This window comes from Streptomyces cadmiisoli (genome assembly GCF_003261055.1).
Classification (GTDB): Bacteria; Actinomycetota; Actinomycetes; order Streptomycetales; family Streptomycetaceae; genus Streptomyces; species Streptomyces cadmiisoli.
In genome coordinates this window covers 3,395,736-3,417,342 of the sequence record NZ_CP030073.1, presented here as the reverse complement: position 1 = coordinate 3,417,342, position 21,607 = coordinate 3,395,736, and the positions used below count along the sequence as shown (strand labels likewise).

General features: G+C 71.6%; 20 protein-coding genes and 2 tRNA genes. 14 read left to right on the top strand and 8 right to left on the bottom strand.

The genetic code is table 11. The features are described 5' to 3' along the window. Positions 1-8: 8 nt before the first annotated feature. Complete coding sequence (locus DN051_RS14385) at positions 9-551, bottom strand: PPA1309 family protein (RefSeq protein ID WP_053757382.1); 543 nt, start codon at positions 549-551, stop codon at positions 9-11. A gap of 162 nt (positions 552-713) precedes the next feature. On the opposite strand from DN051_RS14385, the gene DN051_RS14380 reads away from it, so the two are divergent. The 4 genes from DN051_RS14380 (at position 714) to DN051_RS14365 (ending at position 6,010) form a co-directional block, all read left to right on the top strand. Further along, positions 714-3,659, top strand: coding sequence for a UPF0182 family membrane protein (locus tag DN051_RS14380; protein WP_112438838.1), 2,946 nt, complete (start codon positions 714-716; stop codon positions 3,657-3,659). Positions 3,660-3,703: 44 nt separating this feature from the next. Beyond that, positions 3,704-3,777 (top strand) — tRNA-Met (locus DN051_RS14375). Positions 3,778-4,013: 236 nt separating this feature from the next. Further along, positions 4,014-5,828, top strand: a complete 1,815-nt coding sequence (locus tag DN051_RS14370; protein WP_112438837.1) for a tetratricopeptide repeat protein — start codon at positions 4,014-4,016, stop codon at positions 5,826-5,828. A 108-nt stretch (positions 5,829-5,936) separates the two neighbouring features. Further along, positions 5,937-6,010 (top strand) — tRNA-Met (locus DN051_RS14365). 168 nt (positions 6,011-6,178) lie between these two features. Here the strand turns inward: DN051_RS14365 and DN051_RS14360 are convergent. Continuing rightward, positions 6,179-6,595: a Fur family transcriptional regulator gene (locus DN051_RS14360; protein WP_112438836.1), complete on the bottom strand. Its 417-nt coding sequence runs from the start codon at positions 6,593-6,595 to the stop codon at positions 6,179-6,181. A 144-nt stretch (positions 6,596-6,739) separates the two neighbouring features. Here DN051_RS14360 and DN051_RS14355 point away from each other — a divergent pair, with 144 nt between their 5' ends. After that, positions 6,740-8,194: a catalase gene (locus DN051_RS14355; protein WP_053757378.1), complete on the top strand. Its 1,455-nt coding sequence runs from the start codon at positions 6,740-6,742 to the stop codon at positions 8,192-8,194. An 82-nt stretch (positions 8,195-8,276) separates the two neighbouring features. Here DN051_RS14355 and DN051_RS14350 read toward each other — a convergent pair whose 3' ends face one another. Both DN051_RS14350 and hisN read right to left on the bottom strand, forming a co-directional pair. After that, a complete protein-coding gene (locus DN051_RS14350; protein ID WP_053757377.1) occupies positions 8,277-8,669 on the bottom strand; it encodes a CBS domain-containing protein in 393 nt (130 codons plus the stop codon). 112 nt (positions 8,670-8,781) lie between these two features. Beyond that, complete coding sequence (gene hisN, locus DN051_RS14345; protein ID WP_053757376.1) at positions 8,782-9,582, bottom strand: histidinol-phosphatase; 801 nt, start codon at positions 9,580-9,582, stop codon at positions 8,782-8,784. A gap of 250 nt (positions 9,583-9,832) precedes the next feature. Between hisN and DN051_RS14340 the strand changes: the two genes are divergently transcribed. Continuing rightward, positions 9,833-10,441, top strand: a complete 609-nt coding sequence (locus tag DN051_RS14340; protein ID WP_199314926.1) for a TetR/AcrR family transcriptional regulator — start codon at positions 9,833-9,835, stop codon at positions 10,439-10,441. A 9-nt stretch (positions 10,442-10,450) separates the two neighbouring features. Here the strand turns inward: DN051_RS14340 and DN051_RS14335 are convergent, their stop codons facing one another. From DN051_RS14335 to DN051_RS14320, 4 genes are all read right to left on the bottom strand, one after another. Then, positions 10,451-10,774 (bottom strand): DMT family transporter, encoded by a 324-nt coding sequence (locus DN051_RS14335; protein WP_053757374.1) that lies wholly within the window; start codon positions 10,772-10,774, stop codon positions 10,451-10,453. A 135-nt stretch (positions 10,775-10,909) separates the two neighbouring features. Further along, positions 10,910-11,920 carry a ribosome small subunit-dependent GTPase A gene (rsgA, locus tag DN051_RS14330; protein ID WP_053757373.1) on the bottom strand — a complete coding sequence of 337 codons (1,011 nt, stop codon included), beginning with the start codon at positions 11,918-11,920 and terminating at the stop codon, positions 10,910-10,912. Between the two features lie 18 nt (positions 11,921-11,938). Continuing rightward, positions 11,939-13,270 carry a 3-phosphoshikimate 1-carboxyvinyltransferase gene (gene aroA, locus DN051_RS14325; RefSeq protein ID WP_053757372.1) on the bottom strand — a complete coding sequence of 444 codons (1,332 nt, stop codon included), beginning with the start codon at positions 13,268-13,270 and terminating at the stop codon, positions 11,939-11,941. Between the two features lie 124 nt (positions 13,271-13,394). Beyond that, the gene (locus tag DN051_RS14320; RefSeq protein ID WP_112438835.1) at positions 13,395-14,117 is read right to left on the bottom strand and encodes a M50 family metallopeptidase; all 723 of its coding nucleotides are present in this window, start codon (positions 14,115-14,117) and stop codon (positions 13,395-13,397) included. Between the two features lie 50 nt (positions 14,118-14,167). On the opposite strand from DN051_RS14320, the gene DN051_RS14315 reads away from it, so the two are divergent. The 8 genes from DN051_RS14315 to def all read left to right on the top strand — a co-directional run bounded on the left by DN051_RS14315 (position 14,168) and on the right by def (position 21,445). After that, on the top strand, positions 14,168-14,983 hold the full coding sequence (locus DN051_RS14315; protein WP_112438834.1) for an SOS response-associated peptidase: 816 nt from the start codon (positions 14,168-14,170) through the stop codon (positions 14,981-14,983). A gap of 1 nt (position 14,984) precedes the next feature. Then, on the top strand, positions 14,985-15,611 hold the full coding sequence (locus DN051_RS14310; RefSeq protein WP_053757369.1) for an alpha/beta hydrolase family protein: 627 nt from the start codon (positions 14,985-14,987) through the stop codon (positions 15,609-15,611). Between the two features lie 278 nt (positions 15,612-15,889). Beyond that, positions 15,890-16,573, top strand: a complete 684-nt coding sequence (gene sigR, locus DN051_RS14305; protein ID WP_053757368.1) for an RNA polymerase sigma factor SigR — start codon at positions 15,890-15,892, stop codon at positions 16,571-16,573. Beyond that, complete coding sequence (gene rsrA / locus DN051_RS14300; protein ID WP_053757367.1) at positions 16,570-16,872, top strand: mycothiol system anti-sigma-R factor; 303 nt, start codon at positions 16,570-16,572, stop codon at positions 16,870-16,872. Before sigR ends, rsrA begins: the two co-directional genes overlap by 4 nt. Positions 16,873-17,001: 129 nt before the next feature. Continuing rightward, entirely contained in the window at positions 17,002-18,327 is a 1,326-nt protein-coding gene (locus tag DN051_RS14295; RefSeq protein ID WP_053757366.1) for an HD-GYP domain-containing protein, read from the top strand. Further along, complete coding sequence (locus DN051_RS14290; protein ID WP_053757365.1) at positions 18,324-19,580, top strand: HD-GYP domain-containing protein; 1,257 nt, start codon at positions 18,324-18,326, stop codon at positions 19,578-19,580. Before DN051_RS14295 ends, DN051_RS14290 begins: the two co-directional genes overlap by 4 nt. Positions 19,581-19,751: 171 nt before the next feature. Next, positions 19,752-20,732, top strand: coding sequence for a tetratricopeptide repeat protein (locus DN051_RS14285; RefSeq protein ID WP_053757398.1), 981 nt, complete (start codon positions 19,752-19,754; stop codon positions 20,730-20,732). Between the two features lie 62 nt (positions 20,733-20,794). Further along, entirely contained in the window at positions 20,795-21,445 is a 651-nt protein-coding gene (def, locus tag DN051_RS14280) for a peptide deformylase (protein WP_053757364.1), read from the top strand. Positions 21,446-21,607: the final 162 nt, after the last annotated feature.

Here is a 21,607-nt window from a genome sequence, read left to right as displayed (position 1 = left end):
GGCCGCCGTCAGTCCTCGAACGTGGCCGCCAGCGCCTGCGCCAGACCCGGTACCAGCTCGCCACCGGTCAGGACCTCGGTCGCCGAGTCCTTCTCCCGCAGCCGCAGCGCCGACTCGCGCGTCCCGTCCCGCAGGACGGCGACCGTCATCCGGACCTCCTGACGGTCGGGGTGGCGCGCCACCCACTTCGCGAGCGCGGTCTCGCCCAGGTCGTCGGGAACCTCGGCCTCCGCGGACGGCGGCAGCATCAGCCGCTCCACCGTCAGCGCGCAGCCGACCACGGCGGGCGGCCAGGCGATCGTGCCGAGGAACTCGTCGAGCGGTTTGTCCGCCGGAATCTCGTCCTGCTCGATCGGGGTGAGAGGGGTCGTCTCCTGCTCGTCCTCCAGGCCGAGCTGCGCCGCGAGCGAGGGTTCCTGAGTCCGCAGCCGCGCGGTGTCTACGAGGGCGAAAAGGCGGGCGGGCTGGTCCCAGCCGAGGCCGGAGGCGTACTCGTCGATCTCGAGTACGGCCCGGGTGAGCGGGCTCGCCGCCATGGGGGTGTTGGACATGGTCACAATCCTGCCTCGTTCCCGGCCGGAATCGGGAACCGAGTAAAGCGTGAGTAAGTTGCATAGGTGAGGGCCTACGATCACGGGGCCCAAGGACGGCCCGAGAAAACGAGGGCCTGACAGACCAACAGCGACTTTCGAGGTGCCACCTTGGCTTTCCAGATGCCGGACCGCGGCGGAGGCCCGACGGGGCCACGGATCAGAGTGGGCCGCCCGTCCCGGCGTGTCCGGACCCTGCTCATGACACTGGGCGTCCTTGCCGTACTCGGCATGGCGTTCACCATGTTCGCGGGCTTCTGGACGGACTGGCTCTGGTACCGGTCGGTGAACTACTCGTCCGTCTTCACCACCACCCTGTGGACCAAGATCGGACTCTTCTTCGTCTTCGGCCTGCTCATGGCCGTGGCCGTCGGATTCAACATCTGGCTGGCCCACCGGCTGCGCCCACCGCTGAGCGCGATGTCGATGGAGCAGCAGAGCCTCGACCGCTACCGGATGGGCATCGCGCCGTACAAGAAGTGGCTGCTGCTCGGGATCACCGCCCTGGTGGGCCTGATCGCCGGCGCGTCCGCGTCCAGCCAGTGGCGCACGTGGCTGATGTGGGTCAACGGCGTGCCCTTCGGGCAGAAGGACCCGCAGTTCAACCTCGACGTCGCCTTCTACGCCTTCGACCTGCCCTGGTACCGGTTCCTGCTCGGCTTCGGCTTTGCCGCCGCGATCCTCTCCGTGATCGCCGCCGCGCTCACCCACTACCTGTACGGCGGGCTGCGCATCACCAGCCCGGGCGCGCGTGCCACGGCCGCCGCGACCGGACATCTGTCGGTGCTCCTCGGCATCTTCGTTGCCCTGAAGGCGGTGGCGTACTGGCTCGACCGGTACGGCCTCGCGGTCAAGTCCAGCGACTTCAAGGCCACGGACAACTGGACCGGCCTCAGGTACGTCGACGCCAACGCCTACCTGCCGGCCAAGACGATCCTGTTCTGCATCGCCGTGATCTGCGCGCTGCTGTTCTTCGCCACCCTGTGGCGGCGCACCTGGCAGCTGCCCCTCATCGGCTTCGGCCTGATGGTGCTCTCCGCCATCCTCATCGGCGGGCTGTACCCGGCGATCGTGCAGAAGTTCCAGGTCCAGCCGAACGAGCAGGCCAAGGAAGCCCCGTACGTCGAGAAGAACCTCAAGGCCACGCGTGACGCGTACGGCATCGAGGGCACCCAGGTCACGGAGTACTCGGGCACCAGCAACAACGACGACCCGACGAAGCTGCGGGACGACGTCGACGCCACGGCCAGCATCCGCATCATGGACCCGAACATCGTCTCCCCGACGTTCCAGCAGCTCCAGCAGATGCGGAAGTACTACGCATTCCCCACCAATCTGGACGTCGACCGCTACAGCGAGCAGGGCAAGGACCAGGACACCGTCATCGGTCTGCGCGAGCTGAACTACGCGGGCATCGACAAGCAGAACTGGATCAACAATCACTTCCGCTACACCCACGGTTACGGTGTGGTCGCCGCCAAGGGCACCACCGCCGACTCCGAGGGCCGACCGGTCTTCACCGAGTCCGACCTGCCGTCCAAGGGCCAACTCGGCTCCTACGAGCAGCGGATCTACTACGGCGAGAAGACCAACACCTACTCGATCGTCGGCGGTCCCCAGAAGGAGATCGACTACTCCGACGACAGCGGTGAGAAGACCTACAGCTACGAGGGCAAGAGCGGGATCAACCTCGCGAACCCGGTCAACCGGGCCGCGTACGCGGTGGCGCTCAACGAGCCGCAGATCCTTTACTCGGGCGCGATCGGCGAGGGTTCGCGGATCCTGTACAACCGCACGCCCAAGGAGCGCGTCGAGGCGGTGGCGCCCTGGCTGACCATCGACGGCGACGCCTACCCGGCGGTGGTCGGCAACCGGATCCAGTGGATCGTGGACGCGTACACGACCACGAACGGATACCCGTACGCCTCCCGTACGACCCTCGGTGACACCACGGCCGACTCGCTGACCGCGACCAACGATCAGCGTGCCGTGGTCGCCCAGCAGAACCAGGTCAACTACATCCGCAACTCGGTGAAGGCGACCGTCGACGCGTACACCGGTGAGGTCAAGCTCTACCAGTGGGACACCAAGGACCCCGTCCTGAAGACCTGGATGAAGGCCTTCCCCGACACGGTGGAGCCCCGCACCGCCATCAGCGGCGACCTGATGGCCCACCTCCGGTACCCGCAGGACCTGTTCAAGGTCCAGCGTGAACTGCTCACCCGCTACCACGTCAAGGACGCCGACACCTTCCTCAGCGGCAGCGAGGTGTGGCAGGTGCCGGACGACCCGACCAACAAGTCGGGCGACGCGGTCCCGCCGTACTACCTGAGCATGCGGATGCCGGACCAGAAGGAACAGGCGTTCTCGCTGACGACCACGTTCACACCCAACGGACGTGACAACCTCAGCGCGTTCATGGCGGTCGACGCGGAGGCGGGCACCGACGGCTACGGCAAGATCAGAGTCCTGAAACTGCCGACCAGTACGACGGTCAACGGACCCAAACAGGTCCAGAGCCAGTTCAACTCCGAACAGGACATCGCCGAGTCCATCAGGCTGCTGCGCGGCGGCGACTCCGAAGTGGAGTACGGCAACCTGCTGACCGTGCCGCTGGACGGCGGACTGCTGTACGTGGAGCCCGTCTACGTACGCGGTGGTGGACTGAAGTACCCGCTGCTGCGCAAGGTGCTGGTCTCCTACGGAGGCAACACCGCCTTCGAGGACACCCTCGACCAGGCCCTCAACAAGGTCTTCGGCGCGGAGGGTTCGACCCCGCCGCCGCCGGACGAGGGTGAGGGCGAGGACACCACCCCGCCGCCGCCGACGTCGGACAACCCGACGGTCCAGGAGGCGCTCAGCGACGCCCAGAAGGCCTTCGAGGCCGGCCAGGAAGCCCTGAAGAACAACGACTGGGAAGCCTACGGCCGGGCCCAGGAGGACCTGGAGGAAGCGCTGAAGCGGGCCGAGGAGGCGCAGTCGAGGGCCGGTGGCACGGGCGGCGGAGCCGCCGACGAACCGGGTCCCACCAGCAGTCCGAGCCCCAGCACCAGCCCGGACGACGTCTGATCGAAAAGCCCACCCCGCGTCGTGGTACGGTTGCATCACAACGACGCGGGGTGGAGCAGCTCGGTAGCTCGCTGGGCTCATAACCCAGAGGTCGCAGGTTCAAATCCTGTCCCCGCTACTGAAGTTGGACGCCGGTCTCGACCGGTCGTACGACAGCGAAGGCCCGGATCCTTTCAGGATCCGGGCCTTTGTGATGTGCGAACGCATGTGCCGACGCCGTCTGTCGCCGTGCCGGTGGGGCGAGTTGGCCGAACTGTGTTTGACTTATCTCTCTGTGGGCATGTCGACAAAACGCTGAAGTGACCTCACTGGCTGCGGTATACCAGATGTACCCGGGTTGCAGGTGGTGCGACGATGGACGTTATGGGGGACAAGGCAACTCTGTTCGAGACAGGGCGATTTGTGCAGCCTCCCGGCCAGGAGGAGACCCGGGACGAAACCGGCGAAGCGGCCGAGGAGGCGCGTCAGCGTCGCGCGGCCGAGGCCGGTGACGCCGAGGCGATGAGTGTCCTCGGAGCCATGCTGCTGCGCCGCGGCGATCTCGACGGAGCCGAACCCCATCTGCGTGCCGCGACCGCCGAGGGCGACCGCGCCGCCGCCAACAACCTCGGCGTCCTGCTGCACCAGCGCGGGTACCCCGACGAGGCCGCCGGGTGGTGGCGGATCGCCGCCGTCGCCGGCAGCGCGGCCGCCGCGCACGCGCTCGGCCGGCACCACCGGGAGCGGGGCGACGAACCCGCCGCCGAGTACTGGCTGCGCCAGTCCGCGGAGCAGGGCCACGCCCTGGGCGCCTACGCTCTCGCCGACCTGCTGGAGCACCGCGGGGAGGCCGGGGAGCGGTGGATGCGGGCCGCCGCCGAGCGGGGGCACCGGGAAGCGGCGTACCGGCTGGCCCGCGCGCTCGACCGACGGGCCGGCCACCCGGAGCGCACCGAGCCCGGCAGCGGAGCCGACCAGGATCCCGAGGCCGAGGCGGAGCAGTGGTACCGGCAGGCCGCCGCGCGCGGACACCGCCGTGCCGCGCTGTACCTCGGGGCGATCCTGGAGAAGCGCGGCGAGCTGAAGGAGGCCGGGCGCTGGTACCTGACGTCCGCCAAGGACGGGGAGCCGCGGGCCGCCTGCGCGCTCGGGTTCCTGCTGCGGGACGCCGGGGACGAGGAGAGCGCCGCCGTCTGGTGGCTGCGGGCCGCCCAGGAGGGCGACGGCAACGCGGCCAACGCGCTGGGTGCCCTGCACGCCGAACGCGGCCAGACCCAGACCGCCGAGCGGTGGTACCGGGCCGCGATGGACGCCGGTGACGTCAACGGCGCCTACAACCTGGGACTGCTCTGCGCCGAGCAGCAGCGCACCGCCCAGGCCGAGCAGTGGTACCGGCGCGCCGCCTACGCCGGACACCGGGAGGCCGCCAACGCCCTGGCCGTCCTGCTGCTCCAGGGCGGCGACACCACCGGCGCCGAGCCGTGGTTCTCCAAGGCCGCGGAGGCGGGCAGCGTCGACGCCGCCTTCAACCTGGGCATCCTGCACGCCGGACGGGGCGAGGACAGGCCCGCGCTGCGCTGGTACGAGCGGGCCGCCGCCGCCGGGCACACCGAGGCGGCGCTCCAGGTCGGCATCGCCCGGCTGCGGGAGGGCGACGAGCGGGAGGCGGAGCGGCACCTGCGGTGCGCGGCCGGCGGCGGCAGCGCGGAGGCGGCGTACCGGCTGGCGGCCCTGCTCGACGCGCGGCGCCCGCCGGTGTCACCGCACGAACTGGGCGAACCGGCGCACCAGAAGTCCGAGTGCGAGGAGTGGTACGAGCGGGCGGCCACCCAGGGGCACCGCCGGGCGCAGGTGCGGGTCGGGATGCTCGCGGCGGCGCGGGGCGACGTCGTCGAGGCCGCCCGGTGGTACCGGGTGGCCGCCGAGGCCGGGTCGCGCAACGGCGCGTTCAACCTGGGGCTGCTGCTGGCACGGGAGGGCAGCGAGCCGGAGGCGGCCGTGTGGTGGACCCGGGCCGCCGAGGCCGGCCACGGCCGCGCGGCACTCCGGCTCGCCCTCGTCTACACACGGCGCGGAGAACTCGCCGAGGGGCAGCGGTGGGCCGACCTCGCGGTGAACCTGGGCCCGCCGGAGCTGTCGCAGCGGGCGGCCCGCCTGCGCGACGCGCTGCGGGAGGAACTGTCCGCGTAGCCGCGTCCCGGTCCGGTCGCCGACGGCGCCCGGCGGGACGCGGGCGACCGGCTCCGGACAACTGATTTGCCTCTTTGCTGGTCACTGACGTAATGTTGCGTTCATCGACGCGGGGTGGAGCAGCTCGGTAGCTCGCTGGGCTCATAACCCAGAGGTCGCAGGTTCAAATCCTGTCCCCGCTACTGAAGGCCGAAGGCCGGGACCACATGGTCCCGGCCTTCGGTGCGTTCGCGGCCTGTGACCCACCGCCTTCCAGGCCCCGCTCCCTCGGATACGCGATCACGGAGCGGAAGGATCTGCGCAGCAGAAAGCCCCGGCACCCATCGGTGCCGGGGCTCGCAGCGCGGGCGCTAGGCCGCTGCGCAGTTCGGGCAGACGCCGCGGTACGTCACCTCGACGTCCGAGACGGTGAAGCCGAAGCGCTCCGAGTCGGGGAGGTCGGCCAGCGGGTTGCCGCTCGGGTGGACGTCGCGGATCGCGCCGCACCGGGCGCACACCAGGTGGTGGTGCGGGCGGTGGGCGTTCGGGTCGTACCGCTTGGCGCGCTTGTCGGTGGAGACCTCGAGCACCTCGCCGAGGGTGACCAGCTCGCCCAGCGTGTTGTAGACGGTCGCCCGGGAGATCTCGGGCAGCTTGGCGACGGCCCGCGCGTGGACCTCGTCGGCCGTCAGATGGACGTGTTCGCCGTCGAGGACCTCGGCCACGACGCGCCGTTGCGCGGTCATCCGCCATCCACGTCCGCGCAGTCGTTCCAGAAGGTCGCTCATGAGGACCAGCCTAACAGTCAGGGGGCGAGTTTCCGAACGGGTGTGACTTTGGAACCTCATTTGACTTAGACAATGTCCATTGTAGGATCGAGCCTGGCTTTGGCCGAGAAACAGGAACAATCAGGACTGACGCGGGAGGCGCACGTGACCCAGGGGTCGCTCACGACGGAGGCCGGTGCCCCGGTAGCGGACAACCAGAACAGCGAGACCGCGGGCATCGGCGGCCCGGTGCTCGTCCAGGACCAGCTCCTGCTGGAGAAGCTGGCCCACTTCAACCGTGAGCGCATCCCGGAGCGTGTCGTGCACGCCCGTGGCGCCGGCGCCTACGGCACCTTCACGGTGACCGCCGACGTGAGCCGCTGGACGCGCGCCGCGTTCCTCTCGGAGATCGGCCGGGAGACGGAGGTCTTCCTGCGCTTCTCGACGGTGGCCGGCAACCTGGGCGCGGCCGACGCGGTCCGCGACCCGCGCGGCTTCTCGGTGAAGTTCTACACCGAGGAGGGCAATTACGACCTCGTCGGCAACAACACCCCGGTGTTCTTCATCAAGGACGCCGTCAAGTTCCCTGACTTCATCCACACCCAGAAGCGCGATCCGTACACCGGCTCGCAGGAGGCGGACAACGTCTGGGACTTCTGGGGTCTGTCGCCCGAGTCGACCCACCAGGTGACCTGGCTGTTCGGCGACCGCGGCATTCCCGCCTCGTACCGCCACATGAACGGCTACGGCTCGCACACGTTCCAGTGGAACAACGAGGCCGGCGAGGTCTTCTGGGTCAAGTACCACTTCAAGACCGACCAGGGCATCAAGAACCTCACCGCGCAGGAGGCGGAGGTGCTGGCCGGCCGGGACCCCGACTCGCACCAGCGGGACCTGCGCGAGGCCATCGAGCGCGGCGAGTTCCCGAGCTGGACCGTGCAGGTGCAGATCATGCCGGCGGCCGAGGCGGCGGCGTACCGCTTCAACCCGTTCGACCTCACCAGGGTGTGGCCGCACGAGGACTACCCGCCGATCGAGATCGGCCGGCTGGTGCTCGACCGCAACCCGGAGAACATCTTCGCCGAGGTCGAGCAGAGCATCTTCAGCCCGGCCCACTTCGTGCCCGGCATCGGCCCGTCCCCGGACAAGATGCTCCAGGGCCGCCTCTTCGCCTACGGCGACGCCCACCGCTACCGCGTCGGCATCAACGCCGACCATCTGCCGGTGAACCGCCCGCACGCCACCGAGGCCCGCACCCACGGCCGTGACGGCCACCTGTACGACGGCCGCCACAAGGGCGCGAAGAACTACGAGCCGAACAGCTTCGGCGGACCCTTCCAGACGAACCGCCCGCTGTGGGCGCCGGTCGCGGACTTCACCGGCGGCACGGGCAACCACCCCGTCCCCGCACACGCCGAGGACGACGACTTCGTCCAGGCGGGCAACCTCTACCGCCTGATGTCCGAGGACGAGCGGGAGCGGCTGATCGCCAACCTGGCGGGCAGCATCGCCGGTGTCTCGCGCGAGGACATCGCGGCGCGCGCCGTCGACAACTTCCGCCGGGCGGACGCCGACTTCGGCAAGCGGCTGGAGGCCGCGGTCCAGGCCCTGCGCGGCTGATCACACCAGCACTGGACCGCTTGCCGTGGCGGACGGGCCGGACTCCCCCGGGAGCCCGGCCCGTCTCGCCGTCCGCCGCCTCTCAGGCCGGGACGTGCTGCCGGGCGGGTGCCCAGCAGCGGATGATGTCGCGGACCGAGACGATGCCGACGGGCTCGCCGCGGTCGAGGACGATGAGGTGACGGAAGCCGCCGTGCGCCATGGCGCGGGCCGCCTCCTCCAGGGTCCACGCCGGGGCGGCGAAGACGACGTCGGCGGTGGTGTGGGCGTGGGAGAGCTCTGTGTCGGGGTCCTGTCCGAGACCCACGGAGTTGAGGATGTCCCGCTCGGTGAGGATGCCGATCCCGCCGGCGTCGGGATCGTGGACGACCGCCGCGCCGACCCGGCGGGCGGACATCAGGGCGGCTGCCTGGCGAAGGGTGTGGGTGGGACCGATGGTGAGGACCACCGAGCTCATGGCGTCGCGAACGAGCATGGGATGGAGCCACCTCCTGGAGTGCCCCCCGCCGATTGTTCACGGTTTCACAAATGCACAAGTGGGGGGACTCTCAGAGTGGCAGGCAAAGAGAGGGTCAACAAGAGGACGTTCAGTAACGCTGGTTGAGGTACCCGAGCAGTTCGTCGTGGAGCAGGCCGTTCGAGGCGGCCGCGTCGCCGCTGTGCGGGCCCGGGCGGCCATCGAGACCGGTGAAGGTGCCGCCCGCCTCCGTGACGATGATCGCGTTCGCGGCCATGTCCCAGAGCGACAGCTCGGGTTCGGCGCACATGTCGATCGAGCCCTCGGCGACCATCATGTACGGCCAGAAGTCCCCGTACGCGCGGGTGCGCCAGACCTCTCGGGTGAGGTCCAGGAAGCCGACCAGCCGGTCCCGCTCCTCCCAGCCGGAGAGCGAGGAGTACGCGAAGGAGGCGTCCGACAGCTTCCCGACCCGGGACACCTGCAGCCGGGACGCGGAGGACAGGCTGCGGCCGGTGAAGGCGCCGTGGCCCTTGGCGGCCCACCAGCGGCGGCCGAGGGCAGGGGCGGAGACCAGGCCGACGACGGGCTGGTAGCCGCCCTCCCCGGCCTCCATCAGCGAGATGAGGGTGGCCCACACCGGGACACCGCGGATGTAGTTCTTGGTGCCGTCGATCGGGTCGATGACCCAGCGGCGCGGGCCGGTGCCCTCGACGCCGTACTCCTCACCGAGGATGGCGTCACGGGGGCGGGCGCGCTGGAGCTGGCCGCGGATGAGCTCCTCGGCCGCCCGGTCGGCCTCGGACACCGGCGTCATGTCAGGCTTCGTGTCGACCTTGAGGTCGAGAGCCTTGAAGCGGGCCGTCGTCGTGGCGTCGGCGGCATCCGCCAGGACGTGGGCGAGACGCAGGTCGTCGAGATAGTCGGGCATGCGTGAACCGTATCCGGATCCGGCGGCGCCGGGCTATGGGGGCTGTGGTGCGTCAGGGGTTCGTTGTGCGGCAAAGGAGTGGGCCGCGTTCGGCCGGCCGGCGCGGCCGGCCGCCGCCCGGCCCCGGAACGGGTCCCGCGACCGGACCGCGGGCCCGGCGCGGGCACGCTGTCGCGAGGCCGACGAGACCCCTTGACAGTGCCCGGCGGCGCGTCAAACCTGGGCGCAGAGTTGCCGTCCCGGGGAGGCGATGATGCCTGTGGCGCGGGAGTCACTGCTGGACGCCGCTTACACGGCACTGGCGCGCAGACCGTGGGGCGCGGTGCGGATGGTCGACGTGGCCGCGGCGGCCGGGGTGTCCCGGCAGACGCTGTACAACGAGTTCGGCAGCAAGGACGGGCTGGCCCGGGCGCTGGTGCGCCGGGAGGCCGACGGCTACCTCGCCGGCGTGGAACGGGCGCTCGCCACCCCGAGCGACACCCGCGACCGGCTCACCGCCACCGCCGAGTGGACCGCGTCGGCCGCCCGGAACAACGCGCTGGTGCACGCCATGCTCACCGGCTGCTGGAACGAGAAGCTGCCCGAGCCGAGGCTGTCGGCCGTGCCGTCCACCTCCGCCGTACCGGCCCAGCGGCGTGCCGACGGGCCGCTGCCCTCGCCCGGCGACTTCGTGGAACTGGTCCGCGACCGGGCCGTGGCGGCGCTGGCCGGTCCCGGCGCGCGCCCGGCGGACGCCGCGGATCTGGCCCGGTCCTGCGAGCTGGTCGTCCGCCTCGCGCTGTCGTGCGTGGTCGCGCCGCCCGACCGGGGCGGTGTCACCGACCTGGTGCGCGGCGCTCTGCACCGGCATCCGGTGTGAGCCGGGCGCTCAGTGCGCCGAGCCGGACAGCTGAAGACCGACGACGCCGATGATCACCAGGCTGATCGACACGATCTTCAGCGTCGAGACCAGGTCGCCGAGGAAGACCATGCCGTAGATCGCGGTACCGGCGGCGCCGATGCCGGTCCACACCGCGTACGCCGGACCCACGTCGAGCTTCTTCAGCGCCAGGGTCAGCAGACCGAAGCTGCCCAGCGCGAAGACGCAGAAGGCGATGGTCGGCCACAGCCGGGTGAAGCCGTGCGACAGCTTCAGACACACCGCGAAGCCGGTTTCCAGCAACCCGGCCACGATGACCAGCAGCCACGCCATGTGCTGTCCTCCCCGTATCTCCACGTCGTGTGACCGCTCGTCGGACTTTGCTCCCGCTCGGATCCGGCTTTGCGATTATGCCCTTACCGGACCCGAAGCACGACAAACCCCGCATGAAGAGAAACACCGCGCGGGTCAGTCGCCTTCCGTCCGCTCCCGCGTGGCCAGCAGGCGCCGCAGCGAATAGAGGCGCGCGGGGTCCGCGTGGCCCTCGGCCACCCAGGCGTCCAGCGCGCAGTCCGGCTCGTCGTGGCTGCACGCGCGCGGGCAGCCCTCCGTGCCCGGCTCCAGGTCGGGAAAGGCGTGGATCACCCGCGACGGGTCGATGTGGGCGAGGCCGAAGGACCGTACGCCCGGGGTGTCGACCACCCAGCCCGCACCGTCCGGCAGCGGCAGCACCAGGGCCGAGGTCGTCGTATGGCGGCCGCGGCCCGTCACCGCGTTCACATGGCCCGTCAGACGGCGGCGCTCCACCGGCACCAGCGCGTTGACCAGGGTCGTCTTGCCGACGCCCGAGTGACCGACGAAGGCCGTGATCTTGCCGTCCAGTTCCTCGCGCACCCGGTCCGCCGCGTCGCCGGTCTCCAGTTCCTCTCGGCTGGTCACGACGTAGGGGATGTCCAGGGCGCCGTACAGCTCCAGGAGTTTGTCGGGCGGCGCGAGGTCCGACTTGGTCATCACCAGCAGCGGCTCCAGTCCGCCGTCGTACGCGGCGACCAGGCAGCGGTCGATCAGCCTGGGGCGCGGCTCGGGGTCGGCGAGGGCGGTGACGATGGCGAGCTGGTCGGCGTTGGCGACGACCACCCGCTCGTAGGGGTCGTCGTCGTCCGCGGTGCGGCGCAGCACCGACGTGCGGTCCTCGATGCGGACGATCCGCGCGAGCGTGTCCTTCTTCCCGGACAGGTCCCCGACCAGGGCCACCCGGTCGCCGACCACCGCGGCCTTGCGGCCCAGTTCGCGCGCCTTCATGGCCATCACGACCCGGCCCTCGACGAGACAGGTCAGGCGCCCCCGGTCGACGGTGAGGACCATGCCCTCGGCGGCGTCCTCGTGCTTGGGGCGGATATGGGTGCGGGGCCGGTTGCCCTTGCGGTTGGGACGGGAGCGGATGTCGTCCTCGTCGGTGTGCTTGCCGTAGCGGCGCATGACCTGATCCCTGCGTCTCTACGCCCCGAGCATCCCGGTCCACAGATCGGGGAAGTCCGGCAGGGTCTTGGCCGTCGTCGCCACGTTCTCGATCCGCACCCCCTCCACCGCCAGGCCGATGATCGCGCCGGCGGTGGCCATGCGGTGGTCCTCGTAGGTGTGGAAGACCCCGCCGTGCAGCGGGCGGGGGCGGATGTGCAGGCCGTCGGCGGTCTCCGTGACGTCACCGCCGAGCTCGTTGATCTCCTTGGTGAGCGCGGCCAGCCGGTCCGTCTCGTGCAGGCGCAGGTGCGCGACGCCGCGGAGCGTGGAGGGGGAGTCGGCGAGGGCGGCGACCGCCGCGACACCGGGGGTCAGCTCGCCGACGTCGCCGAGGTCGACGTCGATGCCGTGGACCGCGCCGGAACCGGTGAACTCCAGGCCGTAGTCGGTCAGTTCGCAGGAACCGCCCATCTCGGTGAAGATCTCGCGCAGCCGGTCGCCGGGCTGGGTGGTGCGGGCCGGCCAGTCCGGGATGAGCACCTTGCCCCCCGTCACCAGGGCCGCGGCCAGGAACGGCTGGGCGTTGGACAGGTCCGGCTCGACGGTCAGATCACGGCCGAGCAGTGCGCCCGGGGTGACCCGCCACACGTTCGGCTCGCCGCCCGACTCCGGGGAGTCGACCTGGGCGCCGACCGCGCGCAGCATGTCGACCGTCATGCGGATGTGCGGCAGGGACGGCAGCGACGAGCCCGTGTGGCGGACCTCGACGCCCTGGTTGAAACGCGGCCCCGACAGCAGCAGTGCGCTGACGAACTGCGAGGACGAGGAGGCGTCGATCTCGACCGGACCGCCGTCCAGCGCGCCCCCGCCGTGCACCGTCAGCGGCAGCGAGCCCCGGCCGTCGTCGTCGATCCGGGCGCCGAGCACCCGCAGCGCGTCGATCACACCGTTCAGGGGGCGTTCGTAGGACCGCGGGTCGCCGTCGAAGCGGATGGGCCCGTCGGCGAGCGCGGCCACCGGCGGCAGGAACCGCATCACCGTGCCGGCGTTGCCGACGTCGACCGTGGCCGGGCCGCCCAGACCGGCGGGGAGCACCCGCCACGCCTCGCCGGTACCGCCGGCGACGGAGGAACTGGAGGACACCGTCTCCTCGATGCCGACACCCATCGCGCGCAGGGCGCCCGCCATCAGGAGCGTGTCGCGCGAGCGCAGCGGGCGGCGCAGCCAGCCCGGCTCGGACGCCAGGGCGGCGAGCACCAGGGCGCGGTTGGTGACCGACTTGGACCCCGGCACGTGGACCGTGGCGTCGACGGCTCCGCCCGCGTACGGGGCGGGCCAGAGGGCGGTGGGTGCGGGGTTCGGGACCATGGGCCCCACTTTATAAGGAGGGCGCGTTTCGGGTGCTGCTGCGTCGTGGCTGGTCGTGCCCGGGCGGCGGAGCCGCGCGTCGACACGGCGGGGCGCCGCCGTCAGCGTGCCGCCGCGGGGGCCGTCACAGCTCCAGCAGCCATCTGCCCCCACCGAGCAGTGAGCACAGCGACACCGCGTGGAACAGGAAGAACCACAGCCCCGCCGGCACGTGCGTCAGCCGGGAGAGCTGGTCCGCGTCCGAGTCGCCGGCCCCGCCCCGGGAGCGCTTGGCCTGGAGCTCGAAGGCCGGGCGGACCCCGCCGAGCAGCAGGAACCACACCACCGCGTACGCGAACGCCGCCTGCACCTGCGGTCCGGTCAGCCAGGACACGAGCACGAAGGTGGCGCCGGTCAGGACGACGGTCAGCGCCCCGTAGGCGTTGCGGATCATCACCAGCATCGCCACCAGCAGCGCCGTGGCGGCGCACAGCAGCAGCGTGATGCGGCCCGTGGTGAGCAGCGCGGCGCCGCCCAGGCCGAGCAGCGGGGGAGCGGTGTAGCCGGCGGCGGCGGTGAGGATCATGCCGAGGCCGTACGGCTTGCCGCGGCTGACGGTCAGGCCGCTGGTGTCGGAGTGCAGGCGTATGCCGGTCAGGGTGCGGCCGGTCAGCAGGGCGACCAGGCCGTGACCGCCCTCGTGGGCGATGGTGATCGCGTTGCGGGAGACGCGCCACAGCGCCTGCGGGACGACCACGGCGAGGGCGGCGACCAGCGTCGCGATCACCACCCACAGGTCGGGATCGGGCTGGGTGCCGGAGACCTCGTCCCAGACGGAGGCGAGCGAGGAGGAAGCGATGGTGTTCATATGTTCGACGTGGGCCCCTCGGGTCGGCGGAGTCTGGCAGTGTTGCAGGTATGTGCGGACGGTATGCGGCCAGTCGTGGGCCCGAGGATCTCGCAGCGACCTTCGAGATCGAGAAGTGGGAGCCGGAGGAGACCCCGGCACCCGACTACAACGTGGCTCCGACCAAAGAGGTCTACGCGGTCCTCGACCGTCCTGTGAAGGACGCCGGCGATCCGCGGCCGGTTCGCCAGCTGCGCAGGCTGAAGTGGGGGCTCGTGCCGTCCTGGGCCAAGACGCCCGAGGGCGGCGCCCGGATGATCAACGCGCGGGCCGAGACGGTCCACGAGAAGCCCTCCTACCGCCGCGCCTTCGCCGCCCGGCGCTGCATCCTGCCCGCCGACGGCTACTACGAGTGGGTCACCGGCACGCAGGAGCGGGAGCTGGAGGTCGAGGGGAAGAAGAAGCGGCCGCGCAAGCAGCCCTACTTCGTGCTCCCCGCCGACGGCTCGGTCTTCGCGATGGCCGGGCTGTACGAGTTCTGGCGGGACCGGACACTGCCCGACGACCACCCGCTGGCCTGGTGGGTGACCTGCTCGGTGATCACCACCGAGGCCGAGACGTCCCCGCTGGCGGTGGCCCCCGCGGACGGCCCCCGCACACTCGCCGACATCCACCCCCGGATGCCGCTGATGCTCACCCCCGACCGCTGGGACGCCTGGCTCGACCCCTCCCGCACCGACCCCGACGATCTGCGCGAGCTGCTCGTGGCGCCCCCGCCCGGCCTGATGCGCGCCTACCCGGTGACCACCGCCGTCAGCAACGTCCGCAACAACGGCGCGGAGCTGCTGAAGGAGCTGGAGGGGCCCGTGGAGGGCACACTCTTCTGATGTGACGGAGATCATCGAGACGGACGCCGGTACCGCCCGGATCACCTGGGACGAGGCGAAGAAGGCCAGGCTGGTGCTGGCCGTCGGCCACGGCGCGGGCGGCGGCATCGAGGCGCGCGACCTCAAGGCGCTCGCGGACGCGCTGCCCCGCATCGGCGTGAGCGTGGCCCGCGTCGAGCAGCCCTGGCGGGTCGCCGGCAAGAAGATGGCGCCCGCGCCGAAGACGCTGGACACGGGCTGGCGCGGAATCTGGCCTGCCCTGGCCGCACGAGGACTGCCGGTCGTCGCCGGCGGCCGCAGCGCGGGCGCCCGGGTCGCCTGCCGTACGGCCGCGGAGCTGGGCGCGGCGGCGGTGCTCGCCCTCGCCTTCCCCCTCCACCCGCCGGGCAGGCCCGAGAAGTCCCGCGCCGAGGAACTGCTGGCAGCCGGCGTGCCGACCCTCGTCGTGCAGGGCGGCAACGACCCGTGGGGAAGGCCCCCGGAGTTCCCCGAGGGGCGGCACGAGCTGGTCGAGGTGCCGGACGCCGATCACGGCTTCGCCGTGCCGAAGCGCGCCGAGATCACCCAGGAGCAGGCCCTGGACGTGCTCACCGACGCCGTGGCGCGGTGGGCGGCGTCACTCGGATGAAGCCCCGGGAATGCCGCGGCCCCGGTCACTGTTGAGGCGGACGGAAGTGCTGATCGGTGTGCACCGACGTCGTAGGAGAGGAAGTCCGCCGCATGGGTTCGACCTTCTGCCCGAGCCGCAGCAGCCGTGCCGACCTGGACTGGACGGTGCTGCACGCGGCCAAGAACGCCCGGGTTCGGGCGGGATCGGGGACGGATCGACAGGCGCCCCCCGCCGAAGGTCGTCTATTCTCCGATTCGAGTGGGACCGGGTTCGGTCCTGCCCGCAATCTTGAGGAGGTGGGTCCGGTCACCGGTACCGACGCAGGGACCGACAACGGCCAGGCGGAGCTGCCCGAGGGCCAGGGCAACGGCGCTGAGACGACCGCGGAGCGCAGTGCGCGCTTCGAGCGGGACGCGCTCGAATACCTCGACCAGATGTACTCCGCCGCGCTGCGCATGACGCGCAACCCGGCCGATGCCGAGGACCTGGTGCAGGAGACCTACGCCAAGGCCTACGCGTCCTTCCACCAGTTCCGGGAGGGCACGAACCTGAAGGCGTGGCTGTACCGGATCCTCACGAACACCTTCATCAACTCGTACCGCAAGAAGCAGCGCGAACCCCAGCGCAGCGCGGCCGAGGAGATCGAGGACTGGCAGCTGGCACGCGCCGAGTCGCACATGTCGACCGGTCTGCGCTCCGCCGAGTCGCAGGCGCTCGACCACCTGCCCGACTCGGACGTCAAGGCAGCGCTGCAGGCGATCCCCGAGGAATTCCGCATCGCCGTCTATCTCGCGGATGTCGAGGGCTTTGCGTACAAGGAGATCGCGGACATCATGGGGACACCCATCGGTACGGTGATGTCCCGGCTGCACCGGGGCCGCCGTCAGCTGCGCGGCATGCTCGAGGACTACGCCCGTGAACGCGGGCTCGTCCCGGCCGGCGCCGGAGAGTCGAACGAAGCGAAAGGCTCGGGCTCATGAGCTGCGGAGAGTCGCACGAGACGGACTGCAGTGAGGTCCTCGACCACCTGTACGAGTTCCTCGACAGCGAGATGCCGGAGATCGACCGCGACAAGTTCCAGCACCACTTCGAGGAATGCTCGCCGTGCCTGGAGAAGTACGGTCTGGAGCAGGCCGTGAAGAAACTGGTCAAGCGGTGCTGCGGGCATGACGACGTGCCCACCGACCTGCGGGCCAAGGTGATGGGGCGGATCGATCTGATCCGCTCCGGGCAGACCGTGCCCGAGCACGACGTGACGGCCACGCCGCAGGAGTCCTGACTCCGCTTCGCGGGCACCATCACCCGAACGTGCTAATCGGCCGCTCGACGGCCACGCCCACCCACCCGCCGTCCTAGGCTCCGGAGCCTGGACAGGCATGGTCCGCGGGACCGGGGGAGGGGCGACGTCATGGAGGCGGTACCGGGACGGGCACGTGTGTACATCGCCTGTGTCGTCCTCGGCGCCCTGCTCTGTCTGCTGCCACGGCCCACCACGGCGTACCCGCCCTGGTGGGCCGTCGTGCTGCCCGCGGTTCTGTACGCCGGCGGCGAGTGGTTCGCCCGCAGGCGGTTCCCCGGCAGCTTCCATCCCGTCCTGCTCGCCGCCGCCTTCCTGCTCCCGCCGTGCGCCGCGGCGCTGGTCGTGCTGCCGGGGGCGCTCGTGGCGCCGGTGGAGCAGCGGCCGGCCGGGCTGCGACGGATCTGGCGGACCGCTCAGCTCGTCCTCGCCGTCTGGGCGGCCGCCCGGACGCACACGGCGCTCGACGGGGGCACCGCCGTCGGAACCCCCGACTTCCCCTACGCGCTCGTCCCCGCCGCGGCCGCCGTCCTGGCCTTCTGCCTGGTGCTGACGGTGCTGGACGGCGGCATTCTCGCCCTGGCCGAGCACGTGCCGGTGCGGTCCGCCTGGCGGGGGCTGTTCCCGCGGACGCTGGCACCGCTCGCGGTGCACGGGCTCGCCGGGCTGATGATGGCCGTCCTGTGGCGCAGCCCGTACGGGCCGCCGGCCGCGCTGCTCGTGCTGCTGCCGATGTGCGTGTCGTGGTGGGCCTTCGCGCAGTACCACCGGGAGCGCGGCGCCCATCAGGCGACGATCCGGGCGCTGGTCCAGGCGGTCGACATCAAGGACCGGTACACACGCGGGCACAGCGAGCGGGTCGGACAGGCCTCGATGATGATCGCCCGCGAGCTCGGCATGGACGACGAGCGGGTGGAGGTCCTGCGGTTCGCCGGGATCCTGCACGACGTGGGCAAGCTGGGCGTGCCCACGCGCCTGCTGCGCAAGGACGGGCCGCTCACGCCCGAGGAGCGGCGGGTGATCGAGCTGCACCCCGAGTATGGGCACGAGATGGTGCGGGGCATCTCCTTCCTCGGCGAGGCCCGGGCGGCCGTACTGCACCATCACGAGCGGCTGGACGGCAGCGGCTACCCGTACGGGCTCGCCGGCGGTCAGATCCCCGAGTCCGCGCGGGTCGTCGCCGTCGCGGACGCCTTCGACGCGATGACCTCCACCCGTTCCTACCGGCGCGGACGCCCCGTGGCGGCCGCCCTGGAGGAACTGGAGAGATGCGCCGGGGCGCAGTTCGACCCGGTGATGGTCGCGGCCCTCGGACGGGCCGTCGTGCGCTGCGGCTGGCATCCCGTCGTGACCGCCGACGGCGCCCCCTCGCGCCCGCGCGGGCCGGCCGACCGGTCCGATCCGTCCGTCGCCGGCCGGACGGGAGCGCACCGTTGAGCTCGCCCGGGGCGCGCCGCCCCCTCGCCCTCCTCCGCGCCCTCCACGGCCTCGCCGCCCTCATCGCCTGCGTCTGCCTCGGCGTCACCCTCCGGACCGGACTGGAGGACCGGCGGGCCGCCCTCGCCTTCGGTCTGCTGGTCACCGTCGGTGAACTCGCCCGCTGGACGGGACCGCAGGTCAGGGAGGCGGCGCCGCTCGGGGCCGCGGGAGCGCTGTCGTACGCGCTGCTCGGGCAGGACGCCGGGCAGCCCACCGCGCACGGTGTCGCCCAGGTGGTCAGCGTCGTGCTCGCCGCGTCACTCGTCGGATGCGTGCCGCACATCGCGCGCGGGCGCGGGCCGACGCCCGATCATCTGGCCCGGCGCGTGCTCACCGTCGCCTGCGCCGCCATGTGCTTCCAATCCCTGTACGGCCACGGCACGTTCGGGCACTGGAGCGGACCGGCCTACGCGCTGCTGCTGATCACCCTGCTCGCGGTCAGCGAGCTGTGCGACGCCGTGCTCGCCGCGGCGCTGGCGCACTCCCGCACCGGGTGGCCCTTCGGCCCGCTGCTGCGGGACGAGCTGCGGGCCCTGCCCGGCATCGGATCGGCCGTGTGCGCGACGGGCGCGGTGATGGCGCTCGGGGTCGCCGTGGTGGGGCTGTGGGCGCTGCCGGTGTTCTGTCTGCCGCTGCTGCTGGCCCAGGTGTCCCTGCGTCGGTACGCGGCGGTGCGGACCACCTACCGCCAGACCATCGCCTCCCTCGCGCGGGCGACCGAGATCGCGGGCTACACCCCGGCGGGGCACGCCCGCAGGGTCGCCGCGCTCAGCCGGGCCGTCGGACGGGAACTCGGGCTGAGCGAGCCGGACCTCACCGTGCTGGAGTACGCGGCGCTGATGCACGACATCGGTCAGCTCAGCCTGGTCGATCCGGTGCCCGCCGGGGCCACGGCCGGGCTCCCCGCCGCCGAGCAGCGCCGGATCGCGCTGCTCGGCGGCGCCGTCGTGCGCCGGACCGGTGTGGCCCCCTCGGTGGCGCTGATCGTGGAGCGGCAGGCCGATCCCTGCCCGGAGCAGCCCCTCGCCGCCCGGATCGTCCGCGCGGTCAACGCCTACGAGGAGAAGGTGCGCGACGCGGGGCCCGGCGGGGCGCTGACGGCGCTGGAGGAACTGCGGCTGGCGACGGCCGGGGACTACGCCCCCGAGGTCGTCGAGGCGCTGGCCCGGGTGCTGTGGAATCAGGGAGCGGCCCGTGAACGACTGGGATGACAGCGGCCCGCAAGAGGGGCGCGCCGAGCCCCGGCCGGGCGGTCTGACCCCGCTGCCGGCTGGGTAACCCATGGGTAATGAGCGCCCTTCCAGCCGTACATGGTTGGATGCGAAGAGAAGGGTGTCCGGGGGCAAGGCCAGCCCACCGAACGGAAGTGGCAGGCGGGAATCGTGAGGATCTTCGGCAAGGGACGGCACCGGCCCTCCGCCTCCTGGCGGCAGGCCACCGACCGCGCGTTCACGCTGATCGGGGACGGCCGGTACGAGGACGCGGGCGCGCTGCTGACCCGGGCCGCCGACCTGGAGCCCTGGCTGTCGGAGTCCTGGTTCAACCTCGCCCTGCTGCACAAGTTCCGGCACGACTGGGAGCAGGCCCGCGCGGCCGGTCTGCGGGCCGTGGCCCTGCTCGACCGCGAGGCCGGCGCACCCGACTGGTGGAACGTCGGCATCGCCGCGACCGCGCTCCAGGACTGGCCGCTGGCCCGCCGCGCCTGGCAGGCCTACGGGCTGCACGTGCCCGGCGGCGCCGCGGTGTCCGGTGAGCCGGTCGGCATGGACCTGGGCAGCTCGGCCGTACGGCTGTCACCCGAGGGCGAGGCCGAGGTGGTGTGGGGACGGCGGCTGGATCCCGCCCGGATCGAGGTGCTGTCCATTCCCCTGCCGTCCTCGGGGCGGCGCTGGGGCGAGGTGGTCCTGCACGACGGTGTGCCCCACGGGGAGCGCACCACGACCGCCGGACACGCCTACCCCGTCTTCGACGAGATCGAGCTGTGGGCGCCCTCGCCGGTGCCCACCTGGGTGGTCCTGCTGGAGGCCGCCACCGAGTCCGACCGGGACGCCCTGGAGCAGCTCGCCGCGGATGCCGGCTTCGCCGCCGAGGACTGGTCGTCCTCCGTGCGGCTGCTGTGCCGGCTGTGCTCGGAGTCACGGATGCCGTCCGACGAGGGCGACGGCGAGCACCTCGACCCGCACGACCACAGCGAGCCGGGGCACCCAGGGCCGCTGGGCCACCGCACGGACGGGCAGTTGTGGGTGCCGGAGCGGGAGTGCGGGGTGGCCGCGCCGGCCTCACTGGTACGGGGGCTGCTGGACGGCTGGGTCGCGGACAGCCCGGACTCCCGGGACTGGCGGGACCTGGAAGAGGTCTGCTGACCGTCCCCGTACCCTGTATAACCGCACACCCCAGTTCTTTGCAGGAAAGGCATACGTCGGTCATGGCGCAGCAGGACACCGATCAGCAGCACGCGGGCGTGCTCCCCGTGGACGACGAGGGCTTCGTCATCGACACGGAGGACGCCGAGGAGCGGGAGAGCGCCTGGCGCGAGCGCGGCACCTCGCGGCCGATCACGGTCGTCGGGAACCCGGTGCTGCACAAGGAGTGCAAGGACGTCACCGACTTCGGCCCCGAGCTGGAGCAGCTGGTGGCGGACATGTTCGCCTCGCAGCGCACCGCCGAGGGCGTCGGCCTGGCCGCCAACCAGATCGGTGTCGACCTGAAGGTCTTCGTCTACGACTGCCAGGACGACGAGGGCGTCCGGCACGTCGGTGTGGTGTGCAACCCCGCGGTGGTCGAGCTGCCCGCGGAGCAGCGCCGGCTGGACGACAGCAACGAGGGCTGCCTGTCCGTGCCCACCGCGTACGCGCCGCTCGCGCGCCCGGACTACGCCGAGGTGACCGGGCAGGACGAGCGGGGCAACCCGATCAAGGTGCGCGGCACCGGCTACTTCGCTCGGTGTTTGCAGCACGAGACCGATCACCTCTACGGGTACCTCTACATCGACCGGCTCTCCAAGCGCGAACGCAAGGACGCGCTGCGGCAGATGGCCGAGAACGAGCCCCGCTACCCCGTGGTCGCGAACGGCTGAGCCGCCGCACCGCCTTCCTTCGTACGGCGTCTGATCAGGGTCCCTCCCCGATCAGGCGCCGTTCGTGTGTCCGTCGCACGTTCGATCGGATGCGCTCCCCTAGTGATCCAAAACCGGTCAGGCAAGAGGGGATTCTCAGCACTGTGGGGTAGTGAATGAAGC